Origin of the sequence: Pseudomonas sp. S150 (assembly GCF_004526365.1) — a bacterium.
GTDB classification, from domain to species: Bacteria; Pseudomonadota; Gammaproteobacteria; order Pseudomonadales; family Pseudomonadaceae; genus Aquipseudomonas; species Aquipseudomonas putida_A.
Genome location: NZ_CP038207.1, coordinates 6,117,261 through 6,143,994 on the forward strand (window position 1 = coordinate 6,117,261; position 26,734 = coordinate 6,143,994).

The 26,734-nt window shown below is 60.3% G+C and carries 26 protein-coding genes; 10 read left to right on the plus strand and 16 right to left on the minus strand.

Going from position 1 to position 26,734, the window contains the following annotated elements; all coding sequences use genetic code 11:
- The first annotated feature begins 153 nt into the window (after nucleotides 1-153).
- Nucleotides 154-1,578 (plus strand): peptidoglycan DD-metalloendopeptidase family protein, encoded by a 1,425-nt coding sequence (locus E3Z29_RS28515; protein ID WP_134787456.1) that lies wholly within the window; start codon nucleotides 154-156, stop codon nucleotides 1,576-1,578.
- A gap of 3 nt (nucleotides 1,579-1,581) precedes the next feature.
- Nucleotides 1,582-2,673, plus strand: coding sequence for an anhydro-N-acetylmuramic acid kinase (locus E3Z29_RS28520; protein ID WP_134787457.1), 1,092 nt, complete (start codon nucleotides 1,582-1,584; stop codon nucleotides 2,671-2,673).
- Nucleotides 2,674-2,748: 75 nt separating this feature from the next.
- On the opposite strand, the gene erpA is transcribed toward E3Z29_RS28520, so the two are convergent.
- The gene (gene erpA / locus E3Z29_RS28525; RefSeq protein WP_003228776.1) at nucleotides 2,749-3,099 is read right to left on the minus strand and encodes an iron-sulfur cluster insertion protein ErpA; all 351 of its coding nucleotides are present in this window, start codon (nucleotides 3,097-3,099) and stop codon (nucleotides 2,749-2,751) included.
- Between the two features lie 168 nt (nucleotides 3,100-3,267).
- The gene (argC, locus tag E3Z29_RS28530) at nucleotides 3,268-4,302 is read right to left on the minus strand and encodes an N-acetyl-gamma-glutamyl-phosphate reductase (protein ID WP_134787458.1); all 1,035 of its coding nucleotides are present in this window, start codon (nucleotides 4,300-4,302) and stop codon (nucleotides 3,268-3,270) included.
- A gap of 135 nt (nucleotides 4,303-4,437) precedes the next feature.
- Between argC and hemJ the strand changes: the two genes are divergently transcribed.
- The 6 genes from hemJ (at nucleotide 4,438) to coq7 (ending at nucleotide 9,012) form a co-directional block, all read left to right on the plus strand.
- Nucleotides 4,438-4,866 (plus strand): protoporphyrinogen oxidase HemJ, encoded by a 429-nt coding sequence (hemJ, locus tag E3Z29_RS28535; protein WP_027610742.1) that lies wholly within the window; start codon nucleotides 4,438-4,440, stop codon nucleotides 4,864-4,866.
- A gap of 34 nt (nucleotides 4,867-4,900) precedes the next feature.
- Entirely contained in the window at nucleotides 4,901-5,869 is a 969-nt protein-coding gene (locus tag E3Z29_RS28540) for a nitronate monooxygenase family protein (protein ID WP_134787459.1), read from the plus strand.
- 79 nt (nucleotides 5,870-5,948) lie between these two features.
- The gene (locus tag E3Z29_RS28545) at nucleotides 5,949-6,899 is read left to right on the plus strand and encodes a DUF805 domain-containing protein (RefSeq protein ID WP_134787460.1); all 951 of its coding nucleotides are present in this window, start codon (nucleotides 5,949-5,951) and stop codon (nucleotides 6,897-6,899) included.
- A 61-nt stretch (nucleotides 6,900-6,960) separates the two neighbouring features.
- The gene (locus E3Z29_RS28550) at nucleotides 6,961-7,749 is read left to right on the plus strand and encodes an SDR family oxidoreductase (protein WP_064589476.1); all 789 of its coding nucleotides are present in this window, start codon (nucleotides 6,961-6,963) and stop codon (nucleotides 7,747-7,749) included.
- An 80-nt stretch (nucleotides 7,750-7,829) separates the two neighbouring features.
- A complete protein-coding gene (locus E3Z29_RS28555) occupies nucleotides 7,830-8,168 on the plus strand; it encodes a histidine triad nucleotide-binding protein (protein WP_003228789.1) in 339 nt (112 codons plus the stop codon).
- A gap of 196 nt (nucleotides 8,169-8,364) precedes the next feature.
- A complete protein-coding gene (coq7, locus tag E3Z29_RS28560; RefSeq protein WP_027610738.1) occupies nucleotides 8,365-9,012 on the plus strand; it encodes a 2-polyprenyl-3-methyl-6-methoxy-1,4-benzoquinone monooxygenase in 648 nt (215 codons plus the stop codon).
- Nucleotides 9,013-9,128: 116 nt separating this feature from the next.
- On the opposite strand, the gene speD is transcribed toward coq7, so the two are convergent.
- Together speD and E3Z29_RS28570 are read right to left on the minus strand one after the other, a co-directional pair.
- Nucleotides 9,129-9,923 (minus strand): adenosylmethionine decarboxylase, encoded by a 795-nt coding sequence (gene speD / locus E3Z29_RS28565; protein ID WP_027610737.1) that lies wholly within the window; start codon nucleotides 9,921-9,923, stop codon nucleotides 9,129-9,131.
- A gap of 237 nt (nucleotides 9,924-10,160) precedes the next feature.
- The gene (locus E3Z29_RS28570; RefSeq protein ID WP_003228794.1) at nucleotides 10,161-10,583 is read right to left on the minus strand and encodes an OsmC family protein; all 423 of its coding nucleotides are present in this window, start codon (nucleotides 10,581-10,583) and stop codon (nucleotides 10,161-10,163) included.
- A 239-nt stretch (nucleotides 10,584-10,822) separates the two neighbouring features.
- Between E3Z29_RS28570 and crp the strand changes: the two genes are divergently transcribed.
- A complete protein-coding gene (gene crp, locus E3Z29_RS28575; protein WP_007966430.1) occupies nucleotides 10,823-11,467 on the plus strand; it encodes a cAMP-activated global transcriptional regulator CRP in 645 nt (214 codons plus the stop codon).
- A 10-nt stretch (nucleotides 11,468-11,477) separates the two neighbouring features.
- Here the strand turns inward: crp and E3Z29_RS28580 are convergent, their stop codons facing one another.
- From E3Z29_RS28580 to E3Z29_RS28595, 4 genes are all read right to left on the minus strand, one after another.
- Nucleotides 11,478-12,179 (minus strand): lipoate--protein ligase family protein, encoded by a 702-nt coding sequence (locus tag E3Z29_RS28580; protein ID WP_134787461.1) that lies wholly within the window; start codon nucleotides 12,177-12,179, stop codon nucleotides 11,478-11,480.
- Nucleotides 12,180-12,316: 137 nt separating this feature from the next.
- Entirely contained in the window at nucleotides 12,317-13,153 is an 837-nt protein-coding gene (trpC, locus tag E3Z29_RS28585) for an indole-3-glycerol phosphate synthase TrpC (protein WP_134787462.1), read from the minus strand.
- Nucleotides 13,150-14,199: an anthranilate phosphoribosyltransferase gene (trpD, locus tag E3Z29_RS28590; protein WP_003228800.1), complete on the minus strand. Its 1,050-nt coding sequence runs from the start codon at nucleotides 14,197-14,199 to the stop codon at nucleotides 13,150-13,152. The genes trpC and trpD overlap by 4 nt, the downstream gene beginning before the upstream one ends.
- Nucleotides 14,200-14,208: 9 nt before the next feature.
- Complete coding sequence (locus E3Z29_RS28595; RefSeq protein ID WP_047596412.1) at nucleotides 14,209-14,802, minus strand: aminodeoxychorismate/anthranilate synthase component II; 594 nt, start codon at nucleotides 14,800-14,802, stop codon at nucleotides 14,209-14,211.
- Nucleotides 14,803-15,209: 407 nt separating this feature from the next.
- Between E3Z29_RS28595 and estP the strand changes: the two genes are divergently transcribed.
- On the plus strand, nucleotides 15,210-17,120 hold the full coding sequence (estP, locus tag E3Z29_RS28600; RefSeq protein WP_134787463.1) for an esterase EstP: 1,911 nt from the start codon (nucleotides 15,210-15,212) through the stop codon (nucleotides 17,118-17,120).
- 173 nt (nucleotides 17,121-17,293) lie between these two features.
- Here estP and trpE read toward each other — a convergent pair whose 3' ends face one another.
- The 8 genes from trpE to E3Z29_RS28645 form a co-directional block, all read right to left on the minus strand.
- A complete protein-coding gene (gene trpE, locus E3Z29_RS28610; protein WP_098965895.1) occupies nucleotides 17,294-18,775 on the minus strand; it encodes an anthranilate synthase component I in 1,482 nt (493 codons plus the stop codon).
- Between the two features lie 71 nt (nucleotides 18,776-18,846).
- Nucleotides 18,847-19,665, minus strand: a complete 819-nt coding sequence (locus E3Z29_RS28615; RefSeq protein ID WP_095137402.1) for a phosphoglycolate phosphatase — start codon at nucleotides 19,663-19,665, stop codon at nucleotides 18,847-18,849.
- Nucleotides 19,662-20,336, minus strand: a complete 675-nt coding sequence (gene rpe, locus E3Z29_RS28620; RefSeq protein ID WP_003228808.1) for a ribulose-phosphate 3-epimerase — start codon at nucleotides 20,334-20,336, stop codon at nucleotides 19,662-19,664. The genes E3Z29_RS28615 and rpe overlap by 4 nt, the downstream gene beginning before the upstream one ends.
- An 80-nt stretch (nucleotides 20,337-20,416) precedes the next feature.
- Nucleotides 20,417-21,565 (minus strand): iron-containing alcohol dehydrogenase, encoded by a 1,149-nt coding sequence (locus E3Z29_RS28625; protein ID WP_134787464.1) that lies wholly within the window; start codon nucleotides 21,563-21,565, stop codon nucleotides 20,417-20,419.
- Between the two features lie 277 nt (nucleotides 21,566-21,842).
- Nucleotides 21,843-22,667 carry an ABC transporter permease gene (locus tag E3Z29_RS28630; RefSeq protein ID WP_041070101.1) on the minus strand — a complete coding sequence of 275 codons (825 nt, stop codon included), beginning with the start codon at nucleotides 22,665-22,667 and terminating at the stop codon, nucleotides 21,843-21,845.
- A 12-nt stretch (nucleotides 22,668-22,679) separates the two neighbouring features.
- Complete coding sequence (locus tag E3Z29_RS28635; RefSeq protein ID WP_098965898.1) at nucleotides 22,680-23,927, minus strand: ABC transporter permease; 1,248 nt, start codon at nucleotides 23,925-23,927, stop codon at nucleotides 22,680-22,682.
- A gap of 258 nt (nucleotides 23,928-24,185) precedes the next feature.
- The gene (locus E3Z29_RS28640; RefSeq protein ID WP_027610727.1) at nucleotides 24,186-25,229 is read right to left on the minus strand and encodes an ABC transporter substrate-binding protein; all 1,044 of its coding nucleotides are present in this window, start codon (nucleotides 25,227-25,229) and stop codon (nucleotides 24,186-24,188) included.
- 48 nt (nucleotides 25,230-25,277) lie between these two features.
- On the minus strand, nucleotides 25,278-26,402 hold the full coding sequence (locus E3Z29_RS28645) for an ABC transporter ATP-binding protein (protein ID WP_007966453.1): 1,125 nt from the start codon (nucleotides 26,400-26,402) through the stop codon (nucleotides 25,278-25,280).
- Nucleotides 26,403-26,734 lie beyond the last annotated feature (332 nt).

Below are 26,734 nucleotides of genomic sequence, written 5' to 3' on the forward strand. Positions count from 1 at the left end.
ACAAGTTTTGCCCGGCGCACGGACACCAATCTGCAGACAGGGTGTCTGTAGACTTGCTTCGGGGATGATTTGGTTATATTTTATACAGTTATTTCATCTTCATCATGTCATTCATCTTTTCCAATTCATCTTTTTTCAAAGTCAAAATTACTTATGACCACTGAACCGTCTAAAGCGCCACCGCTTTACCCGAAGACCCACCTGCTTGCCGCAAGTGGAATCGCCGCCCTTCTCAGTCTGGCGCTCCTGGTATTTCCTTCCAGTGATGTTGAAGCCAAAAAGACGACCCTGAGCCTGGAACTGGAAAGTCCTGCTGAACAACTGACACAAGATCAAGACGCTGCTGACGCGATTCAAGCCACAAATGAGCCAGCAGCCTCACCTTTCGCCCAGATCGAAAACAGCACCGAAGAAACCCCGAAAACCGCTGAAGCCGCACCTGCCCCAACTCCGGCTGCAGAGAAACCAAAAGCCCCGGGGCACCGCGAAGTCGTCGTATCCAAAGGCGATACGCTCTCTACATTGTTCGAGAAAGTCGGTCTGCCAGCCGCTGCTGTGCACGAAGTGCTGGCCAGCGACAAACAAGCCAAACAGTTCAGCCAGCTCAAGCACGGCCAGAAGCTGGAGTTCGAACTGAACCCGCAAGGCCAACTGACCAGCCTGCACAGCAAGGTCAGCGATGTCGAAACCATTACCCTGACCAAGAATGACAAGGGCTACGCATTCAACCGCGTAACAGCCAAGCCGACCGTTCGCACGGCTTACGTGCACGGCGTGATCAATAGCTCCCTGTCACAATCCGCTGCCCGCGCAGGCCTGTCCCACAGCCTGACGATGGATATGGCCAGCGTCTTCGGCTACGACGTCGACTTCGCTCAGGACATCCGTCAAGGTGACGAATTCGACGTGATCTACGAGCAGAAAGTGGTCAACGGCAAGGCAGTGGGCACCGGCCCGATTCTGTCTGCACGCTTCACCAACCGCGGCAAGACCTACACCGCCGTGCGTTACACCAACAAACAAGGCAACAGCAGCTATTACACCGCTGATGGCAACAGCATGCGTAAGGCGTTCATCCGTACCCCGGTGGACTTCGCCCGCATCAGTTCGAAATTCTCCATGGGCCGCAAACACCCGATCCTCAACAAGATCCGCGCCCACAAAGGCGTCGATTACGCAGCGCCACGCGGTACGCCAATCAAGGCTGCCGGTGACGGTAAAGTGCTGCTGGCTGGTCGCCGCGGTGGCTACGGCAACACGGTGATCATCCAGCACGGCAACACCTACCGCACGCTGTATGGCCACATGCAAGGCTTCGCCAAAGGCGTGAAAACCGGCGGCAGCGTCAAGCAGGGCCAAGTGATCGGTTACATTGGTACCACCGGCCTGTCCACTGGACCGCACTTGCACTATGAGTTCCAGGTCAACGGCGTTCACGTCGACCCGCTGGGCCAGAAGCTGCCGATGGCAGATCCGATCGCCAAGTCCGAGCGCGCACGTTTCCTTGCGCAGAGCCAGCCGCTGATGGCGCGCATGGATCAAGAGAAGGCCACCATGCTGGCTTCGAGCAAGCGCTAAGCCATGGCTCTTTATTTCGGCGTGATGTCCGGCACCAGTCTCGATGGGCTGGACATCGCCCTGATCGAGCAGACCTCGGCGATCAAACTGATCGCCACGCATTACATCCCCATGCCTGAAACCCTGCGCGCCGAGCTGCTTGGCTTGTGCGCCAGCGGCCCTGACGAGATTGCCCGCTCGGCGATCGCCCAGCAGCACTGGGTAAAACTAGCGGCCCAGGGCATCCATACCCTCCTCGATCAGCAGCAACTGAAGCCTGAAGCCATTCGTGCAATCGGCAGCCATGGCCAGACCATTCGCCATGAGCCCGCTCGTGGCTTCACAGTGCAGATCGGCAATCCCGCACTACTGACCGAGCTGACCGGCATCACCGTGGTTAGCGACTTCCGCAGCCGCGACGTGGCTGCTGGCGGTCAGGGTGCGCCGCTGGTACCAGCCTTCCATGAGGCTTTGTTCGAAGAGCGTAACGGCAACCGCGCAGTCCTGAATGTCGGCGGTTTCAGCAATCTCAGTCTGATAGAACCGACCAGGCCTGTAGCCGGTTTCGACTGCGGCCCTGGGAATGTGCTGATGGATGCCTGGATTCATCAGCAACGCGGCGAGAACTATGATCGCAACGGCCAGTGGGCAGCCACCGGCACGGTCGAGCCAGTCTTGCTGAAAGCTCTGCTCGGCGACCCGTTCTTCGTGACCAAAGGCCCGAAGAGCACTGGCCGGGAAGTGTTCAACCTGCCGTGGCTGGAGCACCACCTCTCAAGTTTGCCGAGCTTCGCTGCTGAAAACGTTCAGGCAACGCTGCTCGAACTGACGGCGCAGACCATCGTCGAGTCGCTGCAAAGCGCTCAATCCGATACGCGGGAAATGTTGGTCTGCGGCGGCGGCGCTCACAACGCTACGCTGATGAAACGTCTTGCCGACCTGCTGCCTAACGCCACCGTCGCCAGCACCGCCACTCACGGCGTCGATCCGGACTGGGTCGAGGCAATGGCCTTCGCCTGGCTGGCCCATTGCTGCCTCGAAGGCATTGCCGCCAATCGCCCGAGCGTCACCGGCGCCAAAGGCCTGCGGGTACTCGGCGCCATCTATCCCAACTGAATAAAACGCCAGCAACAAAAAACGCCGCAGAACCGTAAGGCTCTGCGGCGTTTTGTTGTGCGCAGCGAGGTGCGATCAGATCGAGAACGAAGAGCCGCAACCACAGGTCGTGGTGGCGTTCGGGTTCTTGATCACGAAGCGCGAACCTTCCAGACCTTCCTGATAGTCCACTTCGGCACCCGCCAAGTACTGGAAACTCATCGGATCGACCACCAGACTCACGCCTTCGCGCTCGACGATGGTGTCGTCCTCGGCCACATCTTCATCGAAGGTGAAGCCGTACTGAAACCCCGAACAACCGCCGCCCGTAACGAATACGCGCAGCTTCAAGCGATCATTCCCCTCTTCATCGACCAGGCTCTTCACCTTGTGCGCAGCACCTTGGGTGAATTGCAAAGCCGTGGGGGTGAAGGATTCGACGCTCATGCTGACTATCTCCCGGCGTTACGCCGCCATAATGCGTGATGACGCGCATTATCCGCTTGTCCTAGAAAATCGGTCAACTATTGTTACGGTATATCAATAAACCCGACCAACTGCCCAGAATGCAAAAAGGCCCGTTTGACGGGCCTTTTTGCTGTGTTGCCGAACGTGTTACGGCAGCATACCGGCGTGGGACAGACCGAAGCGCTCATCCAGGCCGAACAGGATGTTCATGTTCTGCACCGCCTGACCCGACGCGCCTTTGACCAGGTTGTCGATCACCGACAGCACCACCACCAGATCACCATCCTGCGGACGATGCACAGCAATGCGGCAGACGTTGGCGCCACGCACGCTGCGAGTTTCCGGGTGGCTGCCGGCCGGCATCACGTCGACGAACGGCTCGTTGGCATAACGCTTTTCGAACAGTGCCTGCAGATCCACCGAACGATCAACCACGGTCGCGTAGAGCGTGGAATGAATGCCACGAATCATCGGGGTCAGGTGCGGGACGAAGGTCAGACCGACATCCTTACCGGCAGCGCGACGCAGACCCTGGCGAATTTCCGGCAGATGACGGTGACCTTTCACCGCATAAGCCTTCATGCTTTCCGACGTCTCGGAATACAGCGAGCCTATAGAAGCACCGCGACCGGCACCGCTGACGCCGGATTTGCAGTCGGCGATCAGACGCGAAGTATCAGCCAGACCCGCTTCAAGCAGCGGCAGGAAACCCAACTGCGTAGCGGTTGGATAGCAGCCGGGAACGGCGATCAGACGAGCCTTCTTGATCTGCTCGCGATTGACTTCCGGCAGGCCGTAGACCGCCTCGTCCAGCAACGCCGGCGCACCGTGTGGCTGTCCGTACCATTTGGCCCATTCTTCAGCGTCCTGCAGACGGAAGTCCGCGGACAGGTCGATAACCTTGGTGCCCGCCGCCAGCAGTTCACCGGCCAACGCATGGGCAACGCCGTGCGGCGTGGCGAAAAACACAACGTCGCACGCACCCAGGGTTTTGATGTCCGGCACGCTGAACGCCAGACCGTCGTAGTGGCCGCGCAGGTTCGGGTACATGTCAGCCACGGCCAGACCGGCCTCGGATCGGGAAGTGATTACCACCACTTCTGCCTGCGGATGCTGTGCCAACAGACGCAGCAGTTCGACACCGGTGTAACCCGTGCCGCCGACGATACCGACCTTGACCATAAACCTGCCCTCAACGAACCCACTGGAAAGCCGTCGATAATAGGGGCCGCGCGCCCCTGCGACAACCATCAAGGTGACGTGCGGACGCTCAAGCCTCTACTATCCCGGCTACCGTGAACCTGGGAATAACCAAAAATGCTCTATCTATGGATCAAAGCGTTTCACATCGTCAGCGTCGTGTGCTGGTTTGCCGGGCTGTTCTACCTGCCGCGGCTGTTCGTTTATCACGCGCAAAGTGAAGACGCGATCAGCAAGGAACGCTTCAGCCTCATGGAGCGCAAGCTGTATCGCGGCATCATGGGCCCGGCGATGATCGCCACGCTGATTTTCGGCGGCTGGCTCATCTACCTCAATCCGGGCATCTTCAGCATGGGCGGCTGGATTCACGCCAAGCTGACCCTGGTGGTGCTGCTGATCGGCTACCACCACATGTGCGGCGCGCAGGTAAAACGCTTCGCCCGTGGCGAGAACACCCGCAGCCATGTCTTTTATCGCTGGTTCAATGAAGTGCCGGTTCTGATATTGCTGGCTATCGTAATTCTGGTCGTGGTCAAGCCGTTCTAACTTCATAACAGCATCACACCTCGGGGGATTTCCAATGTCGCTGCCCGCTTTGCTCGAACAACGTCTGCGCTTGCCGATAGTGGCGGCGCCGATGTTCCTGATCTCCAACCCGGAGCTGGTGCTCGCCTGCTGCCGTAACGGCGTGGTTGGCAGCTTCCCGGCGCTGAACCAGCGTGAAAGCAGCGGCTTCAAGGCCTGGCTGGAGGAGATTGAAGCGGGCCTGGCGACACTGGACAACCCGGCGCCGTATGCGGTGAACCTGATCGTGCACAACAGCAACCCGCGCTTGCAGGCGGATCTGAACATCTGCGTCGAGCACAAGGTGCCGATTGTCATCACCAGCCTCGGCGCGGTGAAGGAACTGGTCGATGCCGTGCACAGCTATGGCGGCCTGGTGTTCCACGACGTGACAACGCGCCGGCATGCCGAAAAAGCCGCCGAAGCCGGAGTCGACGGGTTGATCGCGGTTGCGGCAGGCGCCGGCGGCCATGCCGGCACCTGGAGTCCGTTTGCACTGATCGCCGAGATCCGTGAATTCTTCGATAAAACCCTGTTGCTTGCCGGATGTCTTAACCACGGCCATGAGATTTTGGCCGCACAGCTGCTCGGCGCGGATTTGGCCTACTTCGGTACGCGATTTATCGGCACCACCGAAAGTCATGCGCCTGACGCCTATAAGGACATGCTGCTGACGGCCAAGGCGGCGGACATCATTCATACTCCTGCAGTCTCCGGAGTACCGGCCAGCTTCATGCGCCAGAGCCTGGAGGCGGCGGGTTTCGACATGGCCGCGCCGCAAGGCAAGGGCGAAGTCAATTTCGGTGACAAGCTCAAACCGATCAACGATGAAGCCAAGGCCTGGAAGACCGTGTGGTCGGCCGGCCAGGGCGTAGGCCAGATCGACGACCTGCCGAGCGTCGACCAGTTGATCGCCCGGCTCGACGCGGAATATCGTCAGGCGCAGGAACGCGCGGCGCAATTGCCCAAACGCTGGCCGCGCTGAGAAAAATCAGGCCAGTGATCGACCGACTGGCCTTACACTTGCTGACTTTCAATTGATTCGCGACAAGGATGCCCCGACCATGAGCGAACCTCGTTACAAGATCGTTTTCGACGGTGCTCTGCAGCCCGGCGTCGATCTCACCACCGCCAAGCTCAATCTGGCGGCCCTGTTCAAAAGCGATGTTGCCGCCATCGAGCGCCTGTTCAACGGCAGCACCGTCGCCCTCAAACGCGACCTGACCCACAGCGATGCGCAGACTTATCTGCAAGCACTGAGCAAGACCGGGATCGATGCACGGATCGAAAGCGAAACGGCGATCGAACTGAGTCTGTCGGACGTGCATGAACAACCGGCGACTTTCAACGAACCCGCATCACCCTATGCGCCACCTCGGGCCAATGTCGGCGAAAACCTGCCAGCATTCGCAGTGCTCAAGCCCTTCAGCGTCGAAGGCCGGATCGGTCGCCTGCGGTTTCTGGCCTGGACGATGGTACTGAGCCTGGTGACCCTGCCGATCGTGGGCATATTCGCCCTGCTCGCTCTCGGACTGGTCAGTGGCGACTCCACCACCGGCCTGATCATTGGCGGGATATTCGCGTTCTTCCTGTTCCTCGGCTTCATCATTGTCAGCATTCTGTTCAGCGTACAGCGCCTGCACGATATCGGCTGGTCCGGCTGGCTCTGGCTGCTGAACCTGGTGCCGTTCGTGGGCAGCTTCTTCCCGCTGGTGATCATGGTCGTGCCGGGCAACACCGGCGCCAACCGTTACGGCCCGCCACCGCCACCCAACAGCACCGCGGTCAAGGTGTTGTGCTCGCTGTGGATCGTGTTCTTTGCACTGGTATTTGCCGGCGGCATGCTGGGCGGCATCTCGGCCATTCAGCAGGAATACGAAAGCAACCTCGAGAGCAGCTATGAAAGCGGCTCGGTCACCACCGATGAAGTCGAGGTCGAGACCGCACCCGCGGCGAATTCGGTGGATGATGCAGCCGAAGCGGCCCCGGCCCCTGTAGACTCTGCGAAAGAATGAACAACGCTCCCCGCCGTGACACCTGCGTCGCTGGCGCGGAGCTGTTGCGATGGAGAATTGCATGACCCGTTACGCTCTGATCACTGGCGCTTCCAGCGGCATCGGCCTGGCCATGGCCGAAGCGCTGGCCCGGCGCGGCCGCAGCCTGATTCTGGTGGCCCGCCAGCGTGATCAGCTGGAAAGTATCGCGATCGAACTGACCCAGCGCTTTGGCGTGGAAGTCTTGTTCCGTGCCTGCGACCTCGGCGAGCCGTTGCGCCTGTCCGGTTTCCTGCTGGAGCTGGAAGAAGGCGATCGACAGATCGACCTGTTGGTCAACTGCGCCGGCATCGGCACCTGCGGCCCGTTTCTGGCTCAGGACTGGATGACCGAGCAGGACCTGATCGAAGTGAACATCCTCGCCCTTACCCGCCTGTGCCACGCCATCGGCAACAGCATGGCACTGCAGGGCGGCGGGCAGATTCTCAACGTGGCCTCGGTGGCGGCGTTCAATCCCGGTCCGTGGATGAGCACCTACTACGCCAGCAAGGCTTACGTCTTGCACTTCTCCGAAGCCCTGCGGGTTGAACTCAAGCAGAGCGCGGTCAAGGTGTCGGTGCTCTGCCCCGGCCCGACCCGCACCGCGTTTTTCCGTACCGCGCAGCTCAACGACGACAAACTCAAAGACAGCAAGCTGCTGATGAGTCCCGAGGAAGTCGCGCTGTACACCGTGCGTGCGCTGGAGAAAAACCGCGCAATCATCATTCCGGGACGGCGCAACCGCTGGTTCGCCTTCCTGCCGCGCCTTGGTTCGCGCTGGCTCAATCGCACTATCGTCGGCATGGTCAACAAGGCTTACTGCCCGCGCTGAACTGTCCTACGGCAAAACACTGGGCGGGGTCATTTCCCATGAGTACACTCAGGCCAGCCCACACCACGGAGAAAACAGCAGTGGATACTCTGTTCACCAAGATCATCAACCGGGAGATTCCGGCCAAGATCATCTACGAGGACGACCAGGTTCTGGCGTTCCACGACATCGCCCCTCAGGCACCGGTGCATTTTCTGGTCATCCCGAAGAAACCGGTGCGCACCCTCAATGACCTGACCGAAGACGACAAGGCATTGGCCGGGCACATTCTGTTTACTGCTCAGCGGCTGGCGCTGGAGCTGGGCTGCGAAGAAGGCTTCCGGGTGGTGATGAACTGCAATGAGAAGGGTGGGCAGACCGTCTATCACATTCATATGCACGTACTTGGTCAGCGCCAGATGAACTGGCCGCCGGGCTGATTCACTGCATCCGCCCTGTAGGAGCGGGCTTGCTCGCGAAAGCGGAGTGTCTGACATTGATATTCTGAAGGTGCCGACGCCTTCGCGAGCAAGCCCGCTCCCACCAAAAGCATGACCGCGTGGCAAATGACCCAGCGCAAACCTTCCCCGGCCGATTCGGTTAAACTGACGGTCGAGATTTTTCCCGGAGGTCAGCATGACTACCCAACGTCACTACTCGCCGATTGACCGTCTTCTGCTGCAAGCCGACGCCGCGATGCGGACCCTGCTGCCTTTCAGCGGCCAGCCGTACCGTCCGTCGCCTGCCATCGTGCAGCCGGATGTGCAGATGAGCGATGAAGACACCCGCCACGTCGCCGGCCTGATGCGCATCAACCACACCGGTGAAGTCTGCGCCCAGGCGCTGTATCAGGGGCAGGCGCTGACCGCCAAGTTGCCGCAGGTGCGTGCTGCCATGGAGCACGCCGCCGAAGAAGAAATCGATCACCTGGTGTGGTGCGAACAGCGCATCCATCAACTGGGCAGCCATACCAGCGTGCTCAATCCGCTGTTCTATGGAATGTCGTTCGGCATCGGCGCTGTAGCTGGTCTGATCAGTGACAAGGTCAGCCTTGGCTTCGTCGCGGCCACCGAGCATCAGGTGTGCAAACACTTGAACGAGCACCTGGAACAATTGCCGGCCGAGGACGAAAAGTCCCGGGCGATTCTGGAACAGATGCGCATTGATGAAGAGCATCATGCGGAGAGTGCACTGGATGCGGGTGGTTTCCGTTTTCCGGCGCCGGTGAAGTTCGGGATGAGTCTGTTGGCGAAGGTGATGACCAAGAGTACCTACAGGATCTGACTTCAGTGTTGTCTGGCAGGGCCCCTTCGCGAGCAAGCTCGCTCCCACAGGGTTCTGTTTCGGTAATAAAAAAGGCGACTACCGCACGGTAGTCGCCTTTTTTGTGCCCGGGAATCTTACGCCGGCATGTTGCGCGCGTAGAAGATTTCCAGCATTTCGTGTTTCACACGCTCGGTCACCTGAGCACGCTGCTCGGAGGACAGGTTGCTGGTGGCGTCGCCGAACAGGTAGTTATCCAGTTCGAAGTTCTTCAGCAGCATTTTGGTGTGGAACAGGTTTTCCTGGTACACGTTCACGTCGGTCATCTGGTACGCGTCGCGAGTGTCTTCGGAAAGGTAGTTCTGGATCGAGTTGATCTCGTGGTCGATGAAGTGCTTGTTGCCTTCAACGTCACGGGTGAAGCCGCGCACACGGTAATCCACAGTCACGATGTCCGAATCGAACTGGTGAATGAGGAAGTTGAGTGCTTTAAGCGGTGAAATGACACCACAGGTCGACACATCAATGTCCACACGGAACGTCGCAATACCGGCGTCCGGATGGATTTCCGGATAGGTATGCACCGTGATGTGACTCTTGTCGAGGTGGGCAAGGATGATTTCGGGCAATGGACCCGGGGACTCTTCGATCTGGCTGTCAGTCGGGGTCACCGGCTCTTCCGAGATCAGAATCGTGACGCTGGCACCCTGAGGCTCATAGTTCTGACTCGCGATGTTCAGAATGTTGGCACCAATGATTTCGACAACTTCCGTGAGGATCTGCGTCAGGCGTTCGGCGTTGTACTCTTGATTGATGTACTCGACGTAAGCCTGCTGGTCTTGCGGGGTTTCCGCGTAGCAGATGTCATAGATGTTGAAGCTCAAGGTCTTTGTCAGGTTATTGAACCCGTGGAGCTTGAGTTTGCTTTTCACCGTTAAAAACTCTCTATGTATGCGGCGCAGCCGCGTGATCAAGCATGCCCGTCAAGTGCGAACAACGCACCTGCGTAGGACGGTTAACACCTCTTCGCGATGGCGATTTTGGTTATCTGTTCAGGCGGACGATCCGTCGGTTGACCGATCACTGCCCTGAAAAAAGTGGCGCATTATGCAGACGTCAGCGAGGGATCGCCAGAGTCTGCACTGCTTTTATGATAGTTGAATGTCGATTCAACCGAGCTCGACGATTTCATAATCGTGAGTGATCGCCACGCCGGCCGCGCCGAGCATGATCGAGGCCGAGCAATACTTCTCGGCAGACAGTTCGATGGCGCGCTTGACCTGGGCTTCTTTCAGGCCACGGCCCTTGACCACGAAGTGCATGTGGATCTTGGTGAACACCTTCGGATCTTCGGTCGCGCGCTCGGCTTCGAGGAACGCTTCGCAGCTTTCAACCGCCTGACGCGACTTCTTCAGGATGCTGACCACGTCGAAGTTGCTGCAACCGCCAACGCCCAGCAGGAGCATTTCCATCGGGCGAACACCCAGATTACGACCACCGGCGTCCGGCGGTCCGTCCATGACCACAACATGTCCGCTACCGGATTCGCCGAGGAACATGGCTTCGCCAGCCCATTGGATGCGTGCCTTCATCGCCAAGACTCCACTGTAGAAAAAAGGGTCGCCAGCTTAGCACAGGCCTTTGCTCTGGCAGCGCCCGGCGTTCCTAGGACGGATGCCTCAGCTGCGTAGGTAATTTCTCGAATTTTCGACGAAGTGTCTGGTAAGCTGGCGCCAATTCGCTGGCGCCAATTGTCAGCCTGTGTAGCGACCGCCTTCAACGCCTCATAAAAAAATCAAACATCACCGTGCAGTCTTTTCGGGATACAACCATGGTTGCTATTACCCCCACACCCAAAATCAAGAACCTCGACAAGCTGTTGATGCATTGCCAGCGCCGTCGCCATGCGGCCAAGAGCAACATCATCTGCGCCGGCGATCGCTCGGACACGCTGTACTTCATCATCAAAGGTTCGGTCACCATCTTGATCGAAGATGACGACGGCCGCGAAATGATCATCGCCTACCTCAACGCCGGGGACTTCTTCGGCGAGCTGGGTCTGTTCGAACAGGCTGGCCAGGAACAGCAACGCAGCGCATGGGTGCGGGCCAAGGTCGAATGCGAAATCGCCGAAATCAGCTACGTGAAGTTCCGCGAACTGTCGCAGCAGGATCCAGACATTCTTTACGTCCTCAGCGGACAAATCGCCCAACGTCTGCGCAATACCACGCGCAAGGTCGGCGACCTGGCGTTCTTCGACGTTACCGGTCGCGTGGCCCGCTGCCTGCTGGAGCTGTGTAAGCAGCCCGACGCGATGACCCACCCGGACGGCATGCAGATCAAGGTGACCCGTCAGGAAATCGGCCGGATTGTCGGTTGTTCGCGGGAGATGGTCGGTCGCGTGCTCAAGGATCTTGAAGAACGCAACCTGGTCGATGTGAAAGGCAAGACCATGGTGGTCTTCGGCACGCGCTAAGCGCACAAAATCAGGCGCTGTAGACCTGCGCCAGCATCAGACGAAACAGCTCATCCAGACGCGCCAAAGCCGTTGGCGCGACGAACTTCTCATGCAGGGCGATGTGGCTTTCGGCGCGCACCCGCTGCTCCAGACCGCAAGCCTCGTTGAAGCGATTGACCGCTGCAACCATCGACTCGCGCTCGTTATCCATCAGCATCGCCCCGTGCACCAGCCCCACCGGACGCTGCCCGCCCTGACTCTGGCGCCAGCGCTGAGCGGTGCCGACCATCTTGCGGCCGTCGAGATTGACGTTGAAACGACCGTCGCAGAACGCGCCGTCGATTTCGCCCAACGACGACACACCACCCAACTCATCGAGCAATTCACAGATCGGATCACACAGGCGCCGGTAACCGGTTTCGATGCGGTTCAGATCGCCCTCGCTGCGGGGCGGGGCGTAAACCAATGCGATGTTGATGGTTGAAGCGGATTGCGGGACCGGTTCACCGCCGGTTTCCCGCAGCAAGACTGGCCAGCCGGCAGCAGCGGAGACTTCGCAGGCGTGGTCAAAACCGGGTAGACGATTGAGCCGGCGCGGCATGACCAAGGCGCGATCACTGGGTTGCCAGAACAGCAGGCCGAATTCGGCGTCGCCGGCGCAGATCGAGGCCAACAAGTCTTGTTCGGCCTTGAGGCCGGCTTCGATGGTCAGGGGGGTTGGCAGCGACATGGAGAACTCCGGCAGATCGTAAATCTTCGGGAAATTTGAAGGCCCTTTCGCGAGCAAGCCCGCTCCCACAGGGGGAAATGCATTCCAAATGTGGGAGCGGGCTTGCTCGCGAAGGGGTCGACTCGGTCTAACGGCAATCAGTCGAGAGTCGAACCACTGACCGGAACGCCACGCTCCGGGAAGAACAGGCGCTGCAGTTCGGTGCCCGGGCTTTCCGCGCGCATGAACGCTTCGCCCACCAGGAACGCATAAACGTCGCTGATTTCCATCAGCTCGACATCGGCACGGTTGAGAATGCCGCTCTCGGTGATCACCAGGCGATCACGCGGGATGCGCGGCAGCAGGTCGAGGGTGGTTTCCAGGCTGACGTCGAAGGTGTGCAGGTTACGGTTGTTGACCCCGACCAGCGGCGTGTCGAGGGTTTTCAGTGCGCGGTCCAGCTCATCGCCATCGTGCACTTCCACCAGCACATCGAGACCCACGCCTTTGGCGACCGAGGCCAGCTCAGCCATTTTCACGTCGTCCAGTGCGGAGACGATCAACAGCACGCAGTCGGCGCCCAGCGCGCGGGCTTCGACGATCTGGTACGGATCGATCATGAAGTCCTTGCGAATTACAGGCAGTTTGCACGCGGCGCGGGCCTGTTGCAGGTAGACATCAGCGCCCTGGAAGTAGTCGATATCGGTCAGTACGGACAGACAGGTCGCACCACCCTTCTCATAGCTCTTGGCAATGTCGGCAGGCACGAAGTTCTCGCGGATCACGCCTTTGCTCGGCGAAGCCTTTTTGATTTCGGCGATCACCGCCGGCTGCTTCTTCTTGGCCTGCGCCAGCAATGCCTGGGCAAAACCACGGGGTGCATCGGCCGCCTTGGCCAGACTTTCCAGCTCGCTCAGGCTGACGCGAGCGCTACGCTCGGCGACTTCCTGGACTTTGCGCGCCAGAATGTTTTCCAGAACCGTCGGTACACTCATCCCTCATTCTCCACTTTGAATACCGCGGTAAAGGCACCCAACTCCTCGAGTTTTTCCCGAGCAAGACCGGTGTGCAGAGCATCGTGCGCAAGCGCCACGCCTTCTTTGAGACTGGTCGCCAGGTCAGCCGCGTACAGCGCCGCACCGGCATTGAGCACAATCATTTCGGCAGCCTTCTGGCCGTTCTCGGTCTTGCGCTTGCCCAGCGCATCGCGAATCAGCGCCAACGACGCTTCCGGGCCTTCGACCGACAGACCGTGCAGGCTCTGGCTCTTCATGCCCAGATCTTCCGGCTCGACCCAATACTCAGTGATCTCGTTGTTCTTCAGTTCAGCGACAAAGGTAGGCGCGGCAAGACTGAACTCGTCCAGACCGTCCTTCGAATGCACCACCAGCACATGTTTGCTACCCAGGCGCTGCAAGACTTCGGCCAACGGCCGGCACAGCGCAGGGGTAAACACGCCCACCACCTGATGTTTGACACCGGCCGGATTCGTAAGCGGGCCGAGCATGTTGAACAGCGTACGCAGGCCGAGATCGCGACGCGGGCCAGCGGCGTACTTCATGGCTTTGTGATGAGTCTGGGCAAACATGAAACCGATGCCGACGTTGTCGATGCAACGGGCGACCTGTACCGGCGTCAGGTTCAGGTAGATGCCGGCTGCTTCGAGCAAGTCGGCGCTGCCGCTCTTGCCCGATACCGCGCGGTTGCCGTGCTTGGCCACGGTACAACCGGCTGCCGCGACGACAAACGCGGACGCCGTCGACACGTTGAAAATGTTCGCACCGTCACCGCCAGTGCCGACCACATCGACCACGCCGTCGAGGGTCTTGAGTTCGACCTGATCGGCCAGCTCACGCATCACCGAAACGGCGCCGACGATTTCATCGATGCTCTCGCTCTTCATGCGCATGGCCATCATGAATGCGCCGATCTGCGCCTCGGTGCATTGACCGGTCATGATTTCGCGCATCACGTCGCGCATTTCTTCGGTGCTGAGGTCGAGGTGTTCGACGATACGGCTCAGGGCTGTCTTGATATTCATGGGAAGTCCTTAGCGCGTGCCGCCGGTTTGTTTGAGGAAGTTGGCAAACAGTTCATGGCCCTGCTCGGTCAGGATCGACTCAGGGTGGAACTGCACGCCCTCAATGTTCAGGGTCTTGTGCCGCAGGCCCATGATTTCGTCGACCGAGCCGTCGTCGTGCTGGGTCCACGCGGTCAGCTCCAGGCACTCGGGCAAAGTATCGTGCTTGACGATCAGCGAGTGGTAGCGGGTAACCGTCAGCGGATGATTCAGACCGGCGAAAACGCCCTTGTCCTCGTGGAATACCGGACTAGTCTTACCGTGCATCACCTGACGGGCACGCACGACATCGCCGCCGAACGCTTGGCCAATCGATTGATGGCCGAGGCAGACGCCGAGGATCGGCAATTTGCCGGCGAAATGCTTGATGGCTTCGATGGAAATGCCGGCTTCGGTCGGCGTGCACGGGCCTGGCGAGACCACGATGCGCTCGGGGTTGAGCGCTTCGATTTCGGCGACGGTCAGTTCGTCGTTGCGCACGACTTTGACCTCGGCACCCAGCTCGCCGAGGTACTGCACAACGTTGTAAGTAAAGGAGTCGTAGTTGTCGATCATCAGCAACATGGCGTTTCGAACCTCTTGAATTCTGACTTGAAGACAGCCTTCGAATGACTTGCCCGCAGGGCGCTGCACGATGTCGGACGCGCAGGTGGCGTCGGCACAGCGGCATTTCAAACGGGTAAGGAAGGCAAAGCGATACAGATCCGGCCGGGCCGGCAGAAAAGATTCAGGCGCGCCAACGCCAACGGGCGTGTGCCTTGATGACTTGATCCAGAAGTTTGCTGACGATCAACACGGGGAAGGTCTCGTTCATACGTTCCGGCACAGTAACTTAGCTGGACGGAGCGTGCAATATGGCGGGGCTGACGGGGGACAAAACTAAGGGAGGCTTCGCGACCGATGGCAAAACGCCGGGAGTTTTTGGTACTGTCGTTTCGTTCACCTACAACAATAAATAAACGGACTTGCTCATGATCAAACAGACGTTGTTTGTACCGCTCGCCGGTTGCCTGCTCGCCATGGCTTGCGCCCAGGCGTACGCAGCACCCGCGCCCTACTCCAACTTCATCGTCTTCGGCGACAGCCTGAACGATGCCGGGACCTTCAAGGACAGCGGCGGCCCGGCCGGCGCCACGCAACGCTACACCAACCGCACCGGCCCGCTGTACAAGGACGGCACCGGAGAAAACCGTGACCTCAACGCCACCCAGATCATCGGCGGCAAACTGGGTTTCAACCCCGACCAGACCGCCTCCTCGTCCTCGGCCGTGCGCGCCGGTGAAGGTCTGGCCGATGGCAACAACTGGGCGGTGGGCGGTTACCGTACCGACCAGATCCTCGACTCGATCACCACCCAGTCCGCCACCGGCGAACGCACCCGCAGCGGTTACCTGCCGTCGAACGGCTTCCGTGCCGACCCGAACGCGCTGTATTACCTGTCGGGGGGCGGCAACGATTTCCTTCAAGGCCGCGTACTCAGTCTCGATCAGGCCAGCGCCGCAGCCGATCGCCTGGCCGACAGCGCCCGCACGCTGCAAGGCGCCGGCGCCAAATACATCATGGTCTGGCTGCTGCCGGACATCGGCCTGACCCCGGCCATCAACGGCTCGCCGCTGCAGGGTTTCACCTCGCAGCTCAGCGCCCAGTTCAACACCGAGCTGGTCAAGCAGTTGCAGGGCATCAACGCCGAAATCATCCCGCTGAACATCCCGGTGCTGCTCAAAGAAGCGTTCGCCAACCCGGCGCAGTTCGGCCTCGCGACCGACCAGAACCTGACGGCCACCTGCTTCAGCGGCAACAGTTGCACCGAGAACGCCCGATACGGCATCAACAGCGCTACGCCGGATCCGACCAAGCTGATCTACAACGACGCAGTGCACCCGACCGAAGCCGGCCAGCGCTTGATTGCCGACTACGCCTACTCGCTGCTCGCCGCCCCTTGGGAGCTGACCCTGCTGCCGGAAATGGCCCAGGGTTCGTTGCGCGCGCATCAGGATGAACTGCGCAATCAATGGCTGGCCGATTGGGAAAACTGGCAAGCCGTGGGCCAATGGCGCGCCATCGTTGCCGGCGGCGGTCAACATCAGGACTTCGACGGCCAACACAGCGCCGCCAGTGCCGACGGCAACGGCTACAACCTGAACATCGGCGGCAGCTATCGCGTCAACGAAGCCTGGCGCGTCGGTTTGGCCGCAGGTTTCTATAACCAGAAACTCGAAGCCGGCGACGCCGACTCGGAATACAAACTCAACTCCTACATGGGCACCGCGTTCGCCCAGTATCAGCAAAACCGCTGGTGGGGCGATCTGGCGATGACCGCCGGCAAACTCGACTACGACAGCCTCAAGCGTAAATTCCAGCTTGGGGTCAACGAGCGCGGAGAGAAAGGCGATACCGACGGTTACGTGCTGGCGATCAGCGGCCGCCTCGGCTACGACATCGCGCAGCAGGCCAGCAGCCCGTGGCACCTGTCGCCGTTCGTCAGCGCCGACTTTGGCAAGACCGAAGTCGATGGCTACTCGGAAAAAGGCGCGGATTCCACAGCGCTGACCTTCGATGACCAGTCGCGCAACTCGCGGCGTCTGGGCGTGGGTATCCAGGGCAAGTACCAGATCACCGCGCAGACTGAAGTGTTCGGTGAGTTCGCTCACGAACGTGAGTACAACGACGACCGCCAGGATCTGACCATCAACCTCAACAGCCTGCCGGGCAACCGTTTCACGCTCGAAGGCTACGAGCCGCAGACCAACCTCAATCGCCTGAACCTGGGCGTGAGCCATAAGCTCACGCAGGATTTGGCGTTGCGCGCCAGCTACAACGTGCGCAAGGATGATGACTTTACCCAGCAGGGGGTGAACGTCGGGGTCAGTCTCGATTTCTGATCTGCTGGCATAAAAAACGCGGCGCCCTCACAGGCGCCGCGTTTTTTTATGGCTGATCACAACACAATGTGGGAGCGGGCTTGCTCGCGAAAGCGGTGTATCAGCCGACATCAATTTTGAATGCCAGCCCGTATTCGCGAGCAAGCCCGCTCCCACAGGGGGATTGTGTGGACTCAGCTTTCCGGGGTCTGCTCAGCCAGGGCCACGGCGCGGAACATCGCGCGGCGCTTGTTCAGGGTTTCTTCCCACTCCAGCGCCGGCACCGAGTCGGCGACGATGCCACCACCGGCCTGCACGTGCAGTTCGCCGTTCTTGATCACCGCGGTACGAATCGCAATCGCGGTGTCCATATTACCGTTCCAGGCGAAGTAACCGACCGCACCGCCATACACGCCACGCTTGACCGGTTCCAGTTCGTCGATGATTTCCATCGCGCGGATCTTCGGTGCGCCAGACAAGGTGCCCGCCGGCAGAATCGCCCGCAGCGCGTCCATCGCGGTCAGCCCGGCCTTCAATTGGCCGGTGACGTTGGAGACGATGTGCATCACGTTGGAATAACGCTCGATGACCATTTTCTCGGTGAGCTTCACCGAACCGATTTCCGAAACCCGGCCCGTGTCGTTACGACCCAGATCGATCAGCATCAAGTGCTCGGCAATCTCCTTGTCGTCCGACAGCAGGTCTTCTTCCAGCGCCAGATCCGCCTCTTCGGTAGCTCCGCGTGGACGAGTGCCGGCAATCGGGCGCACGGTGATCAAATTGTCTTCGACCCGCACCAGCACTTCCGGCGAACTGCCGACGACGTGGAAGTCGCCGAAGTTGAAGAAGTACATGTACGGCGTCGGGTTGAAGCAACGCAGGGCACGATACAGATCGATCGGCGCCGCCTTGAAGTCGATCGACATGCGCTGCGATGGCACGACCTGCATGCAATCGCCCGCGAGGATGTATTCCTTGATGGTGTCGACGGCTTTTTCGTAGTCGCTCTGGGTGAAACTGGAGCGGAACAGCGGATCAGCCGCTTGTTGCTTGCTGAAATCCAGGCCACGGCGCGGGGTGATCGGCTGGCGCAGTTTCTCCAGCAGTGCCTGCAATTGCGCTTGGCCTTGCTCGTAAGCATCGGCTTGCGCCGGGTCGGCCAGAACAATCGCGTGCATCTTGCCGGCGAGGTTGTCGAACACCACCACCGCATCAGAGACCATCAGCAGAATGTCCGGTACGCCCAGTGGATCCGGGTTCGGGCATTTGCCCAGACGTTTCTCGACATAACGCACACAGTCATAACCGAAGTAACCGACCAGGCCACCGTTGAAACGCGGCAGACCGGCAATGGTCGGCACGTTGTAGCGGGCCTTGAAGGTTTCGACGAAGGCCAGCGGGTCTTCGACGTCATGGCTTTCGGTCTCGACGCCGTCGACAGTGATGCTCACGTGATGGTCGTGCACTCGCAGTACGGTGCGGCACGGCAGGCCGATGATCGAGTAACGGCCCCATTTCTCGCCGCCCTGCACCGATTCGAGCAGGTAGGAGTTGGGCTGGTCGGCCAGTTTCAGGTAGATCGACAGCGGGGTGTCGAAGTCGGCCAGGGTTTCGCAGGCCAACGGAATGCGGTTGTAGCCATCAGCGGCCAGGCGCAGGAATTCTTCGCGGATCATGGGGTGCCTCGTGGTGTGAGGGGCAAATCAGTCAGGTGTGCAAACGCGCCGGCAAGCCGGCCAGGCATCAGTCAGGCGCGCCAACGCCAGCGGGCCAGGGCCTTGATGACTTTCATCCAGAGTTTGCGGGTGACCACCACGATGGCGTTTCCAGAATGGGATTGAGCAGCGTCGGGCAACGTTATCTCAGCGGCTGTACCGAGGCAACCGGGAATTAGCTTGCGCAGATCGTCGATCACCAGTGCCGGGGATTCCTCGGCAATCGGTCGACCGTGGTTGTAGCCGTAGCTCAGCGCCACGCACTTGACCCCCGCCGCTTTCGCCGCCAGCACGTCGCTGCGCGAATCGCCGACGAACAGCGATTGCGAGGCCGGGATGTTGGCCATCTTCATCACGAAGAACAGTGCCGCCGGGTCGGGTTTCTTTTGCGGCAGGGTGTCGCCGCCGATGATCCACTTGAAGTAGCGGCCGATCTTCATCTGATCCAGCAGCGGCGCGACAAAACGCTCCGGCTTGTTGGTGATCAATGCCATGGCCACGCCCTGTTTGTGCAGCCATTTGAGAGTGTCGCGTACGCCGGGATAGACCACGGTCAACTCGTGGCTCGCGCCATAGGCTTCCATGAATACTTCCAGCGCGTGCTCGGCCTCGACGTCATCCACCGCCGAATGATCGATGCCACCGGCCAGCGCCCGGCGCACCAGCACCGGTGCGCCATTGCCGACCCACTCGCGTACCGCCTCGATACCGGCAGGCTTGCGGCCGAGGGAGAGCAGCATGGTGTCCACCGCCGCCGCCAGGTCGGGAACCGAGTCGATCAACGTGCCATCCAGATCGAACATCACCAACCGTGGCAGTTGCCCCGGGAACAGCTGCTCAAAACCGCTCATGGGCGCGCCAGCGCCAGTTCGGAACGCATCTTGTCGATGACTTCCTGATAGTTCGGCGCATTGAAGATTGCCGAGCCGGCCACAAAGGTGTCAGCGCCAGCGGCCGCGATTTCACGGATGTTGTTGACGTTGACGCCGCCGTCGATTTCCAGACGAATGTCACGGCCCGAGGCATCGATGATCGCCCGCGCTTCGCGCAGTTTGTCGAGGGTGCCAGGAATGAACTTCTGCCCGCCGAAGCCCGGGTTGACGCTCATCAGCAAGACCATGTCGACCTTGTCGATCACGTACTTGAGCACGTCCAGCGGGGTCGCCGGGTTGAACACCAGACCGGATTTGCAGCCGCCTTCACGGATCAGTTGCAGCGAACGATCGACGTGCAGCGTGGCTTCCGGGTGGAAGGTGATGTAAGTGGCGCCGGCCTCAATGAAGTCGCCGACAATGCGATCCACCGGGCTGACCATCAGGTGTGCGTCGATCGGCGCAGTGATGCCGTACTTGCGCAGGGCCGCGCAAACCATCGGGCCGATGGTCAGGTTCGGCACGTAGTGGTTGTCCATGACATCGAAGTGAACGAAGTCGGCACCGGCGGCCAGAACGTTGTCCACTTCCTCGCCGAGGCGGGCGAAGTCGGCGGAGAGAATCGACGGAGCAATTACGAAGGGCTGCATGACGCACCTTTTCTGAGCTAAATCACGATGGCGCGCATTGTATACCTCAAGTTTCCGTGCGCGCACCGTGACCGCGATGATCAGTACGCCGCCCGGTAGATCTTCTCGATATCCGCAGCGCTGAGCTTGCGCGGGTTGTTGCGCATCAAACGCTCGATTCCCGCGGCCTCCACGGCCATGGCCGGGATCGCCTCTTGCGGAACGCCAAAACTGCGCAGCCCGGCCGGAATTTCCACCGCCGCGCACAGTTCGGTCATTGCCTGCACGGCTTTGTCCGCCGCCTCGGTGGCGCTCAGATGAACGGTCTTCACACCCATGGCTTCGGCGATATCCTGCATGCGCTCGACGCAGGCCATCTTGTTCCAGGTCATGACATACGGCAGCAACAACGCGTTACTGACGCCATGGGCGATGTTGAAGCGCCCGCCCAACGGATAGGCCAACGCATGCACCGCGCCGACTCCGGCATTGCCGAACGCCATGCCGGCCATCAGGCTGGCGGTGGCCATGTCTTCCCGGGCTTGCAGATTGGCGCCATTGGCGTAGGCCTTGGGCAGCGACCGGGCAATCAACCTGATTGCGCCGAGCGCCAGCGAGTCGGTGATCGGCGAAGCGTTGACCGACAGATAGGATTCGATGGCATGCACCAGCGCATCGACGCCACTGGCGGCGGTGACGCTGCGCGGGCAGGTCAGGGTCATTTGCGGGCTGACCAGCGCCACGTCCGGCAACAGGTAGTCGCTGACGATGCCTTTCTTCAGTTGCGCGACCTTGTCGGAGAGGATGGCGACGTTAGTCACTTCCGAGCCGGTGCCGGCGGTGGTCGGGATGGCGATCAGCGGCGGGCCTTTGCGCGGCACCTGATCGACGCCGAACAGGTCTTCCAGCGCGCCGTGGTATCCGGCATACGCGGCGACACTCTTGGCGATGTCGATGGCACTGCCGCCACCGAGACCGATCAAGCCGTCATGCCCGCCCTCGCGATACACGCGCATGCAATCTTCGACGATGGCGATTTCCGGGTCCGGCAGCACCCGATCAAAAATCTCGTACTCGCGCCCGCCCAATTGGCACAGCGCCAGCTCCACGGTGCCGGACTTGACCAGCGCGGCGTCGGTGACGATCAGCGGGTTGTCGATATCCAGCCGCGTGAGCTCCGCCGCCAGTTGCTCGATGGCCCCGGCGCCGGTGATCAGTTTGTGAGCAATTTTGAACTGGGACAGACTCATCGTGCGCAGCCTCTTATAGATGTGGGAGCTGAGCACAAGCGTAGCTGAGGGTTTGGGGTTGTCTGGTATTCAGTTGGTGAATAATCAAGAGCAAAAGCCCCTCACCCTAACCCTCTCCCGGAGGAAGAGGGGACTGACCGAGCTGCACTCTCGAAGTCCATCGACGTGCAATACCGAGTCGAACTCATATTCTGAACAGCATGAAGATCTGCTCCCTTTCCCCCTCGCCCCCTTGGGGGAGAGGGCTGGGGTGAGGGGGTGGCTTTTGATCTGGGCGTCAGACCTGCGCGGTACGCAGTTTCTCGCTACGGCCACGCAGCCATTCCAGCGTCAGTAACAAAATCACCGAAAAAGCGATCAGCAAGGTGGCCGCCGCCGCAATCGTCGGGCTGAGGTTCTCGCGGATCCCGCTGAACATCTGCCGTGGCAAGGTCGCTTGCTCGGGGCCGGCGAGGAACAGCGTCACCACTACTTCATCGAACGAAGTGGCAAAGGCAAACAGCGCCCCGGAAATCACCCCCGGCGCAATTAACGGCAGGGTCACCCGACGGAACGTGGTCAATGGCGAAGCGCCAAGGCTGGCCGCCGCCCGCACCAGATTGTGGTTGAACCCCTGCAACGTCGCCGACACGGTGATGATCACGAACGGCACACCCAGCACTGCGTGCACCACGATCAGCGAGAAGAAGCTGTTGCCCAGACCCAGCGGCGCGAAGAACAGATAACTCGCCACACCAATGATCACCACCGGCACCACCATCGGCGAAATCACCAGCGCCATCACCAGCGCCTTACCGGGGAAATCGCCACGGGTCAGGCCAATGGCGGCCAGGGTGCCGAAGACCATCGCCAGCACGGTCGCCGCAGGAGCGACGATGATGCTGTTCTTCAGCGAGCGCATCCATTCCGCCGAGGCGAAGAAGTCCTGATACCAGTGCAGGGAGAAGCCCTGCAGTGGGTACACCAGAAAACTGCCGGAGTTGAACGACAGCGGCACGATCACCAGTACCGGCAGAATCAGGAACAGCAGGATCAGGCCACAGAGGATCCGCAAGCTGTAGAACCACACCCGTTCGATGGGCGACATGTAAGGACTCAGCATTTCAAATTCCCCTTAGCTCAGGCGCAGGCGACTGGCGCCCACCAGCCAGCTGTAGATCAGATAAAGCACCACGGTCGCCAGCAGCAACAGGCCGCCCAGTGCAGTGGCCATGCCCCAGTTGATGCTGGTGTTGGTGTAGAACGCGACGAAGTAACTGACCATCTGATCGTTCGGGCTGCCGAGCAGCGCCGGGGTGATGTAGTAGCCGATGGCGAGGATGAACACCAACAGGCAACCGGCACCGACGCCGGCATAAGTCTGCGGGAAATACACCCGCCAGAAACTGGCGAACGGATGGCAGCCCAACGAGATGGCGGCGCGCATGTAGGTTGGCGAGATGCCTTTCATCACGCTGTAGATCGGCAGAATCATGAACGGCAGCAGAATGTGCACCATCGAGATGTAGACCCCGGTGCGGTTGAACACCAGCTCCAGCGGCTTATCAATGATGCCCATCGCCATTAGTGCGCTGTTGATCAGCCCGCCCGATTGCAGCAACACGATCCACGCCGCGACCCGCACCAGAATCGAGGTCCAGAACGGCAGCAGCACCAGAATCATCAGCAGGTTGCTCTGCCGTGATGGCAGGTTCGCCAGCAGGTAGGCCAGTGGATAGGCGAGGAACAGACAGATCACGGTGATGATCAGGCCCATCCAGAACGTGCGGGCGAAGATGTCGAGGTAGATCGCCTGATCCGGGGTGGCCGGGGCCAGTTCGCCGAGATCATCGATACGGTGATCCACCGCCGCCAGCAGGTAGTAAGGCGTGATGCTGCTGGTGTTGCGTTTGACCGCTTGCCAGTAGGCCGGATCGCCCCAACGCTCATCGAGCGCTTCGAGGGCTTCTTTATAGGAGGCCGGTTCGCTGGCGAAGGGCAGCGCCCGGGCAGTTTTGGTCAGCAGGCTGCGATAGCCGGCCAACTCCATGTTCAAGCGCTTGGACAGATCGCCCAGCGTCTGGTTTTTGCGGGCTTCGGCGAGATCTTCGCCGGCCGCTTTGTACACCGGTTCAGCGGGCAGGCCACGGCCGTCCCAACTGGCGATGGCCGCCACGGTGCGCGGCATGCCGCCGACCACTTCCGGGTTGCCGACGCTTTTGTAGAGCAGCGCCACGATCGGCACCAGAAACACCAGCAACAGAAACAGCACCAGCGGCGCAATCAACGCCTGAGCCTTCCAGCGGTTGACCCGCTCGGCGCGCTTGAGCTTCTGCTTCAAGGTGGGGCTGGCGCCCTCGTTCAGGGGAACGGCGATGGCCATGACGTACTCCGCAAATCTTTGATCGTTACAGAGGTGGCGAACCACCTCTGTTGTGTTGAAACACCACAGGTCTCAGAGGAGTTTTTGTGGCGAGGGGATTTATCCCCGATCGGCTGCGCAGCAGTCGTAAAACCTGAGAATCCGGTTTATCTGACACACCGAGCGGGTATGGCTTCGGGGGCTGCTTCGCAACCCATCGGGGATAAATCCCCTCACCACACAAGCTCCTTCGCCACAAAGTCTTCCTTCAGACTGTGGTTATTTCGCAGCCCAGGAATTGAAGCGCTGCTCCAGTTGCTCGCCGTTGTCAGCCCAGAAGCTGACGTCGATCTGCACCTGGTTGGCGATGTTTTCCGGGGTGGTCGGCATGTCTTTCAGCACGTCCTTGCTCAGCAGCGGTACGGCTTGAGTGTTGGCCGGGCCGTAGGCGATGTTTTCCGAGTAGGTCTTCTGTTGCTGCGGCTGAACCGAGTAGGCGATGAATTTCTTCGCCGCTTCGGCGCGCTTGGCGTCCAGACCTTTCGGGATGGCCCACGCATCGAAGTCGTAGATGCCGCCATTCCACACCACTTTCAGGTTGGATTCTTTCTGCACGGCGGCGATGCGACCGTTGTAGGCCGAGCTCATGACCACGTCACCGGAAGCAAGGTATTGCGGTGGTTGCGCGCCGGCTTCCCACCACTGAATGCTCGGCTTGAGTTCATCGAGTTTCTTGAACGCGCGATCCTGCCCTCCCTTGCTCGCCAGCTCTTTATAAACGTCCTTCGGTGCAACACCGTCGGCCATCAGCGCGAATTCCAGGGTGTACTTGGCGCCTTTGCGCAGGCCACGCTTGCCCGGGAATTTCTTGGTGTCCCAGAAATCGGCCCAACTGGTTGGCGCGGTTTTCAGCTTGTCGGCGTTGTACGCGAGCACGGTCGACCAGACGAAGAAGCCCACGCCGCACGGCTGAATCGCACCTTTGACGTAGTCTTCGGTCTTGCCGAACAGTGCCGGGTCGAGCTGTTCGAACATGTCTTCATCGCAACCACGGGACAGCTCTGGCGATTCAACTTCCACCAGATCCCACGACACGCTCTTGGTGTCGACCATGGCTTTGACCTTGGCCATTTCGCCGTTGTACTCGCCGGCAACGATCTTGCCGTTGCCCGCCGCTTCCCACGGTGCGTAGAAGGCTTTGACTTGCGCCGCCTTGTTCGCCCCGCCAAACGACACCACAGTCAGATCGGGACCGGCGGCCATAGCGCTGGCCGCACCCATCAGGCCCAGGGTCAGGGCGGTGAACTTCAGGGATCTCAACATTTATTGTTCTCTCCACGTGCAGGGTTGGTGTTGGTATTGCCGGGGCGCTTAGTGCGCCTCTAGAAGAGGATCGAGTGCGCGAACGTGCTCGACCTGCCAGCCAAGCGGAACCACGTCGCCGACCGCGAGCGCTGGATCGAGCTCGGCAATCGGCTGTTTCACGAAGAAGTCGGTCTTGCCGCAGACTTCCAGGCGCACCCGGACGTGGTCGCCCAGATAGATGAATTCCGCCACCCTCCCTGAGAAGCGGTTGACGCATTGGTCGCTCGAACCGTTGAGGCTGACGCGCTCGGGACGGATCGACAGGGTCACCGGTTCGCCGGTCTGGCCGACGTTGACCGCCAGCGCCTCGACCTTCTCGCCGCGACCCAACTCGACCACGCAACGCTCGCCGCTCTGGCTGAGCAGTCGGCCGTTGAGGCGGTTGTTCTCGCCGATGAAGTTGGCGACGAAAGTGTTTTTCGGTTCTTCGTAGAGGGTACGCGGCGGGGCGATCTGCTGGATCTCGCCCTGATGGAACACGGCGACGCGGTCGGACATGGTCAGCGCTTCACCCTGGTCGTGGGTCACGTAGACCACGGTCACGCCGAGGCGCTGGTGCAGGTGCTTGATCTCCATCTGCATGTGTTCGCGCAGTTGCTTGTCGAGTGCGCCCAGCGGTTCGTCCATCAGCACCAGTTGCGGTTCGAACACCAGCGCCCGCGCCAGCGCCACACGCTGCTGCTGACCGCCGGAGAGTTGTGCCGGATAGCGCGAAGCGAACGCGTCAAGCTGGACCATGCTCAGGACCTTCTTGACCTTGTCGCTGACGTCGCTCTTGTTCAGGCCACGTACGGTCAGCGGAAAGGCCAGGTTCTCGGCCACGGTCATGTGCGGGAACAGCGCGTAGTTCTGGAACACCATGCCGATGTCACGCTTGTGCGGCGGCACGTTGTTGATTGCACGGCCGGCCAGGAGGATTTCGCCAGCGGTCGGGGTTTCGAACCCGGCGAGCATCATCAGACTGGTGGTCTTGCCCGAGCCGGACGGCCCGAGCAGGGTCAGGAACTCGCCTTTGCGAATGTCCAGGTTGAGGTCTTTGACGATCAGGTTCTCGCCGTCGTAGCTCTTCTGCACTCCACGAAAGCTGACCAGCACGTCACTGGCCCCTGCGTTTGAATCGACCTGGCTCATACCCACACCTTTGTTATTGGTAACTGCTGTGGATTAAGCCTAGTGGCTGGCGCCAGCCACGCAAATCGGGGCGCAGGAGAGAATCGCCTCAGCCGGATGGAAGGTTGGGGGTAGGGATTGCCCTACAAGGATGGCGCATTTTGGCAAGCGAGCGACGAGCGCCATGCTGCGAGCCGCAAGAACAAGCAAAAGCGCCTGTCGCTAATGGATATGCCCACAATGGCAGGCCAGATGGAGATTCCCTGTGGGAGCGGGCTTGCTCGCGAATGCGGTATGTCAGTCAATGAATGATTGGATGACCCACCGCATTCGCGAGCAAGCCCGCTCCCACA

Bases quoted from the DNA above. Each gene is read 5' to 3' on its own strand.
- E3Z29_RS28520 (WP_134787457.1), top strand. From the start codon at position 1,582: ATGGCTCTTTATTTCGGCGTGATGTCCGGCACCAGTCTCGATGGGCTG.
- E3Z29_RS28580 (WP_134787461.1), bottom strand. From the start codon at position 12,179: ATGTCGCTGCCAACCCCCCTGACCATCGAAGCCGGCCTCAAGGCCGAA.
- E3Z29_RS28645 (WP_007966453.1), bottom strand. From the start codon at position 26,402: ATGAGCCAGGTCGATTCAAACGCAGGGGCCAGTGACGTGCTGGTCAGC.
- erpA (WP_003228776.1), bottom strand. From the start codon at position 3,099: ATGAGCGTCGAATCCTTCACCCCCACGGCTTTGCAATTCACCCAAGGT.
- E3Z29_RS28635 (WP_098965898.1), bottom strand. From the start codon at position 23,927: ATGGCCATCGCCGTTCCCCTGAACGAGGGCGCCAGCCCCACCTTGAAG.
- E3Z29_RS28570 (WP_003228794.1), bottom strand. From the start codon at position 10,583: ATGAAGGCACGCATCCAATGGGCTGGCGAAGCCATGTTCCTCGGCGAA.
- E3Z29_RS28640 (WP_027610727.1), bottom strand. From the start codon at position 25,229: ATGTTGAGATCCCTGAAGTTCACCGCCCTGACCCTGGGCCTGATGGGT.
- argC (WP_134787458.1), bottom strand. From the start codon at position 4,302: ATGGTCAAGGTCGGTATCGTCGGCGGCACGGGTTACACCGGTGTCGAA.
- estP (WP_134787463.1), top strand. From the start codon at position 15,210: ATGATCAAACAGACGTTGTTTGTACCGCTCGCCGGTTGCCTGCTCGCC.
- coq7 (WP_027610738.1), top strand. From the start codon at position 8,365: ATGACTACCCAACGTCACTACTCGCCGATTGACCGTCTTCTGCTGCAA.
- E3Z29_RS28615 (WP_095137402.1), bottom strand. From the start codon at position 19,665: ATGAGCGGTTTTGAGCAGCTGTTCCCGGGGCAACTGCCACGGTTGGTG.
- E3Z29_RS28595 (WP_047596412.1), bottom strand. From the start codon at position 14,802: ATGTTGCTGATGATCGACAACTACGACTCCTTTACTTACAACGTTGTG.
- trpC (WP_134787462.1), bottom strand. From the start codon at position 13,153: ATGAGTGTACCGACGGTTCTGGAAAACATTCTGGCGCGCAAAGTCCAG.
- E3Z29_RS28545 (WP_134787460.1), top strand. From the start codon at position 5,949: ATGAGCGAACCTCGTTACAAGATCGTTTTCGACGGTGCTCTGCAGCCC.
- hemJ (WP_027610742.1), top strand. From the start codon at position 4,438: ATGCTCTATCTATGGATCAAAGCGTTTCACATCGTCAGCGTCGTGTGC.
- crp (WP_007966430.1), top strand. From the start codon at position 10,823: ATGGTTGCTATTACCCCCACACCCAAAATCAAGAACCTCGACAAGCTG.
- E3Z29_RS28625 (WP_134787464.1), bottom strand. From the start codon at position 21,565: ATGAGTCTGTCCCAGTTCAAAATTGCTCACAAACTGATCACCGGCGCC.
- E3Z29_RS28630 (WP_041070101.1), bottom strand. From the start codon at position 22,667: ATGCTGAGTCCTTACATGTCGCCCATCGAACGGGTGTGGTTCTACAGC.
- rpe (WP_003228808.1), bottom strand. From the start codon at position 20,336: ATGCAGCCCTTCGTAATTGCTCCGTCGATTCTCTCCGCCGACTTCGCC.
- trpD (WP_003228800.1), bottom strand. From the start codon at position 14,199: ATGAATATCAAGACAGCCCTGAGCCGTATCGTCGAACACCTCGACCTC.
- E3Z29_RS28550 (WP_064589476.1), top strand. From the start codon at position 6,961: ATGACCCGTTACGCTCTGATCACTGGCGCTTCCAGCGGCATCGGCCTG.
- E3Z29_RS28540 (WP_134787459.1), top strand. From the start codon at position 4,901: ATGTCGCTGCCCGCTTTGCTCGAACAACGTCTGCGCTTGCCGATAGTG.
- trpE (WP_098965895.1), bottom strand. From the start codon at position 18,775: ATGATCCGCGAAGAATTCCTGCGCCTGGCCGCTGATGGCTACAACCGC.
- E3Z29_RS28515 (WP_134787456.1), top strand. From the start codon at position 154: ATGACCACTGAACCGTCTAAAGCGCCACCGCTTTACCCGAAGACCCAC.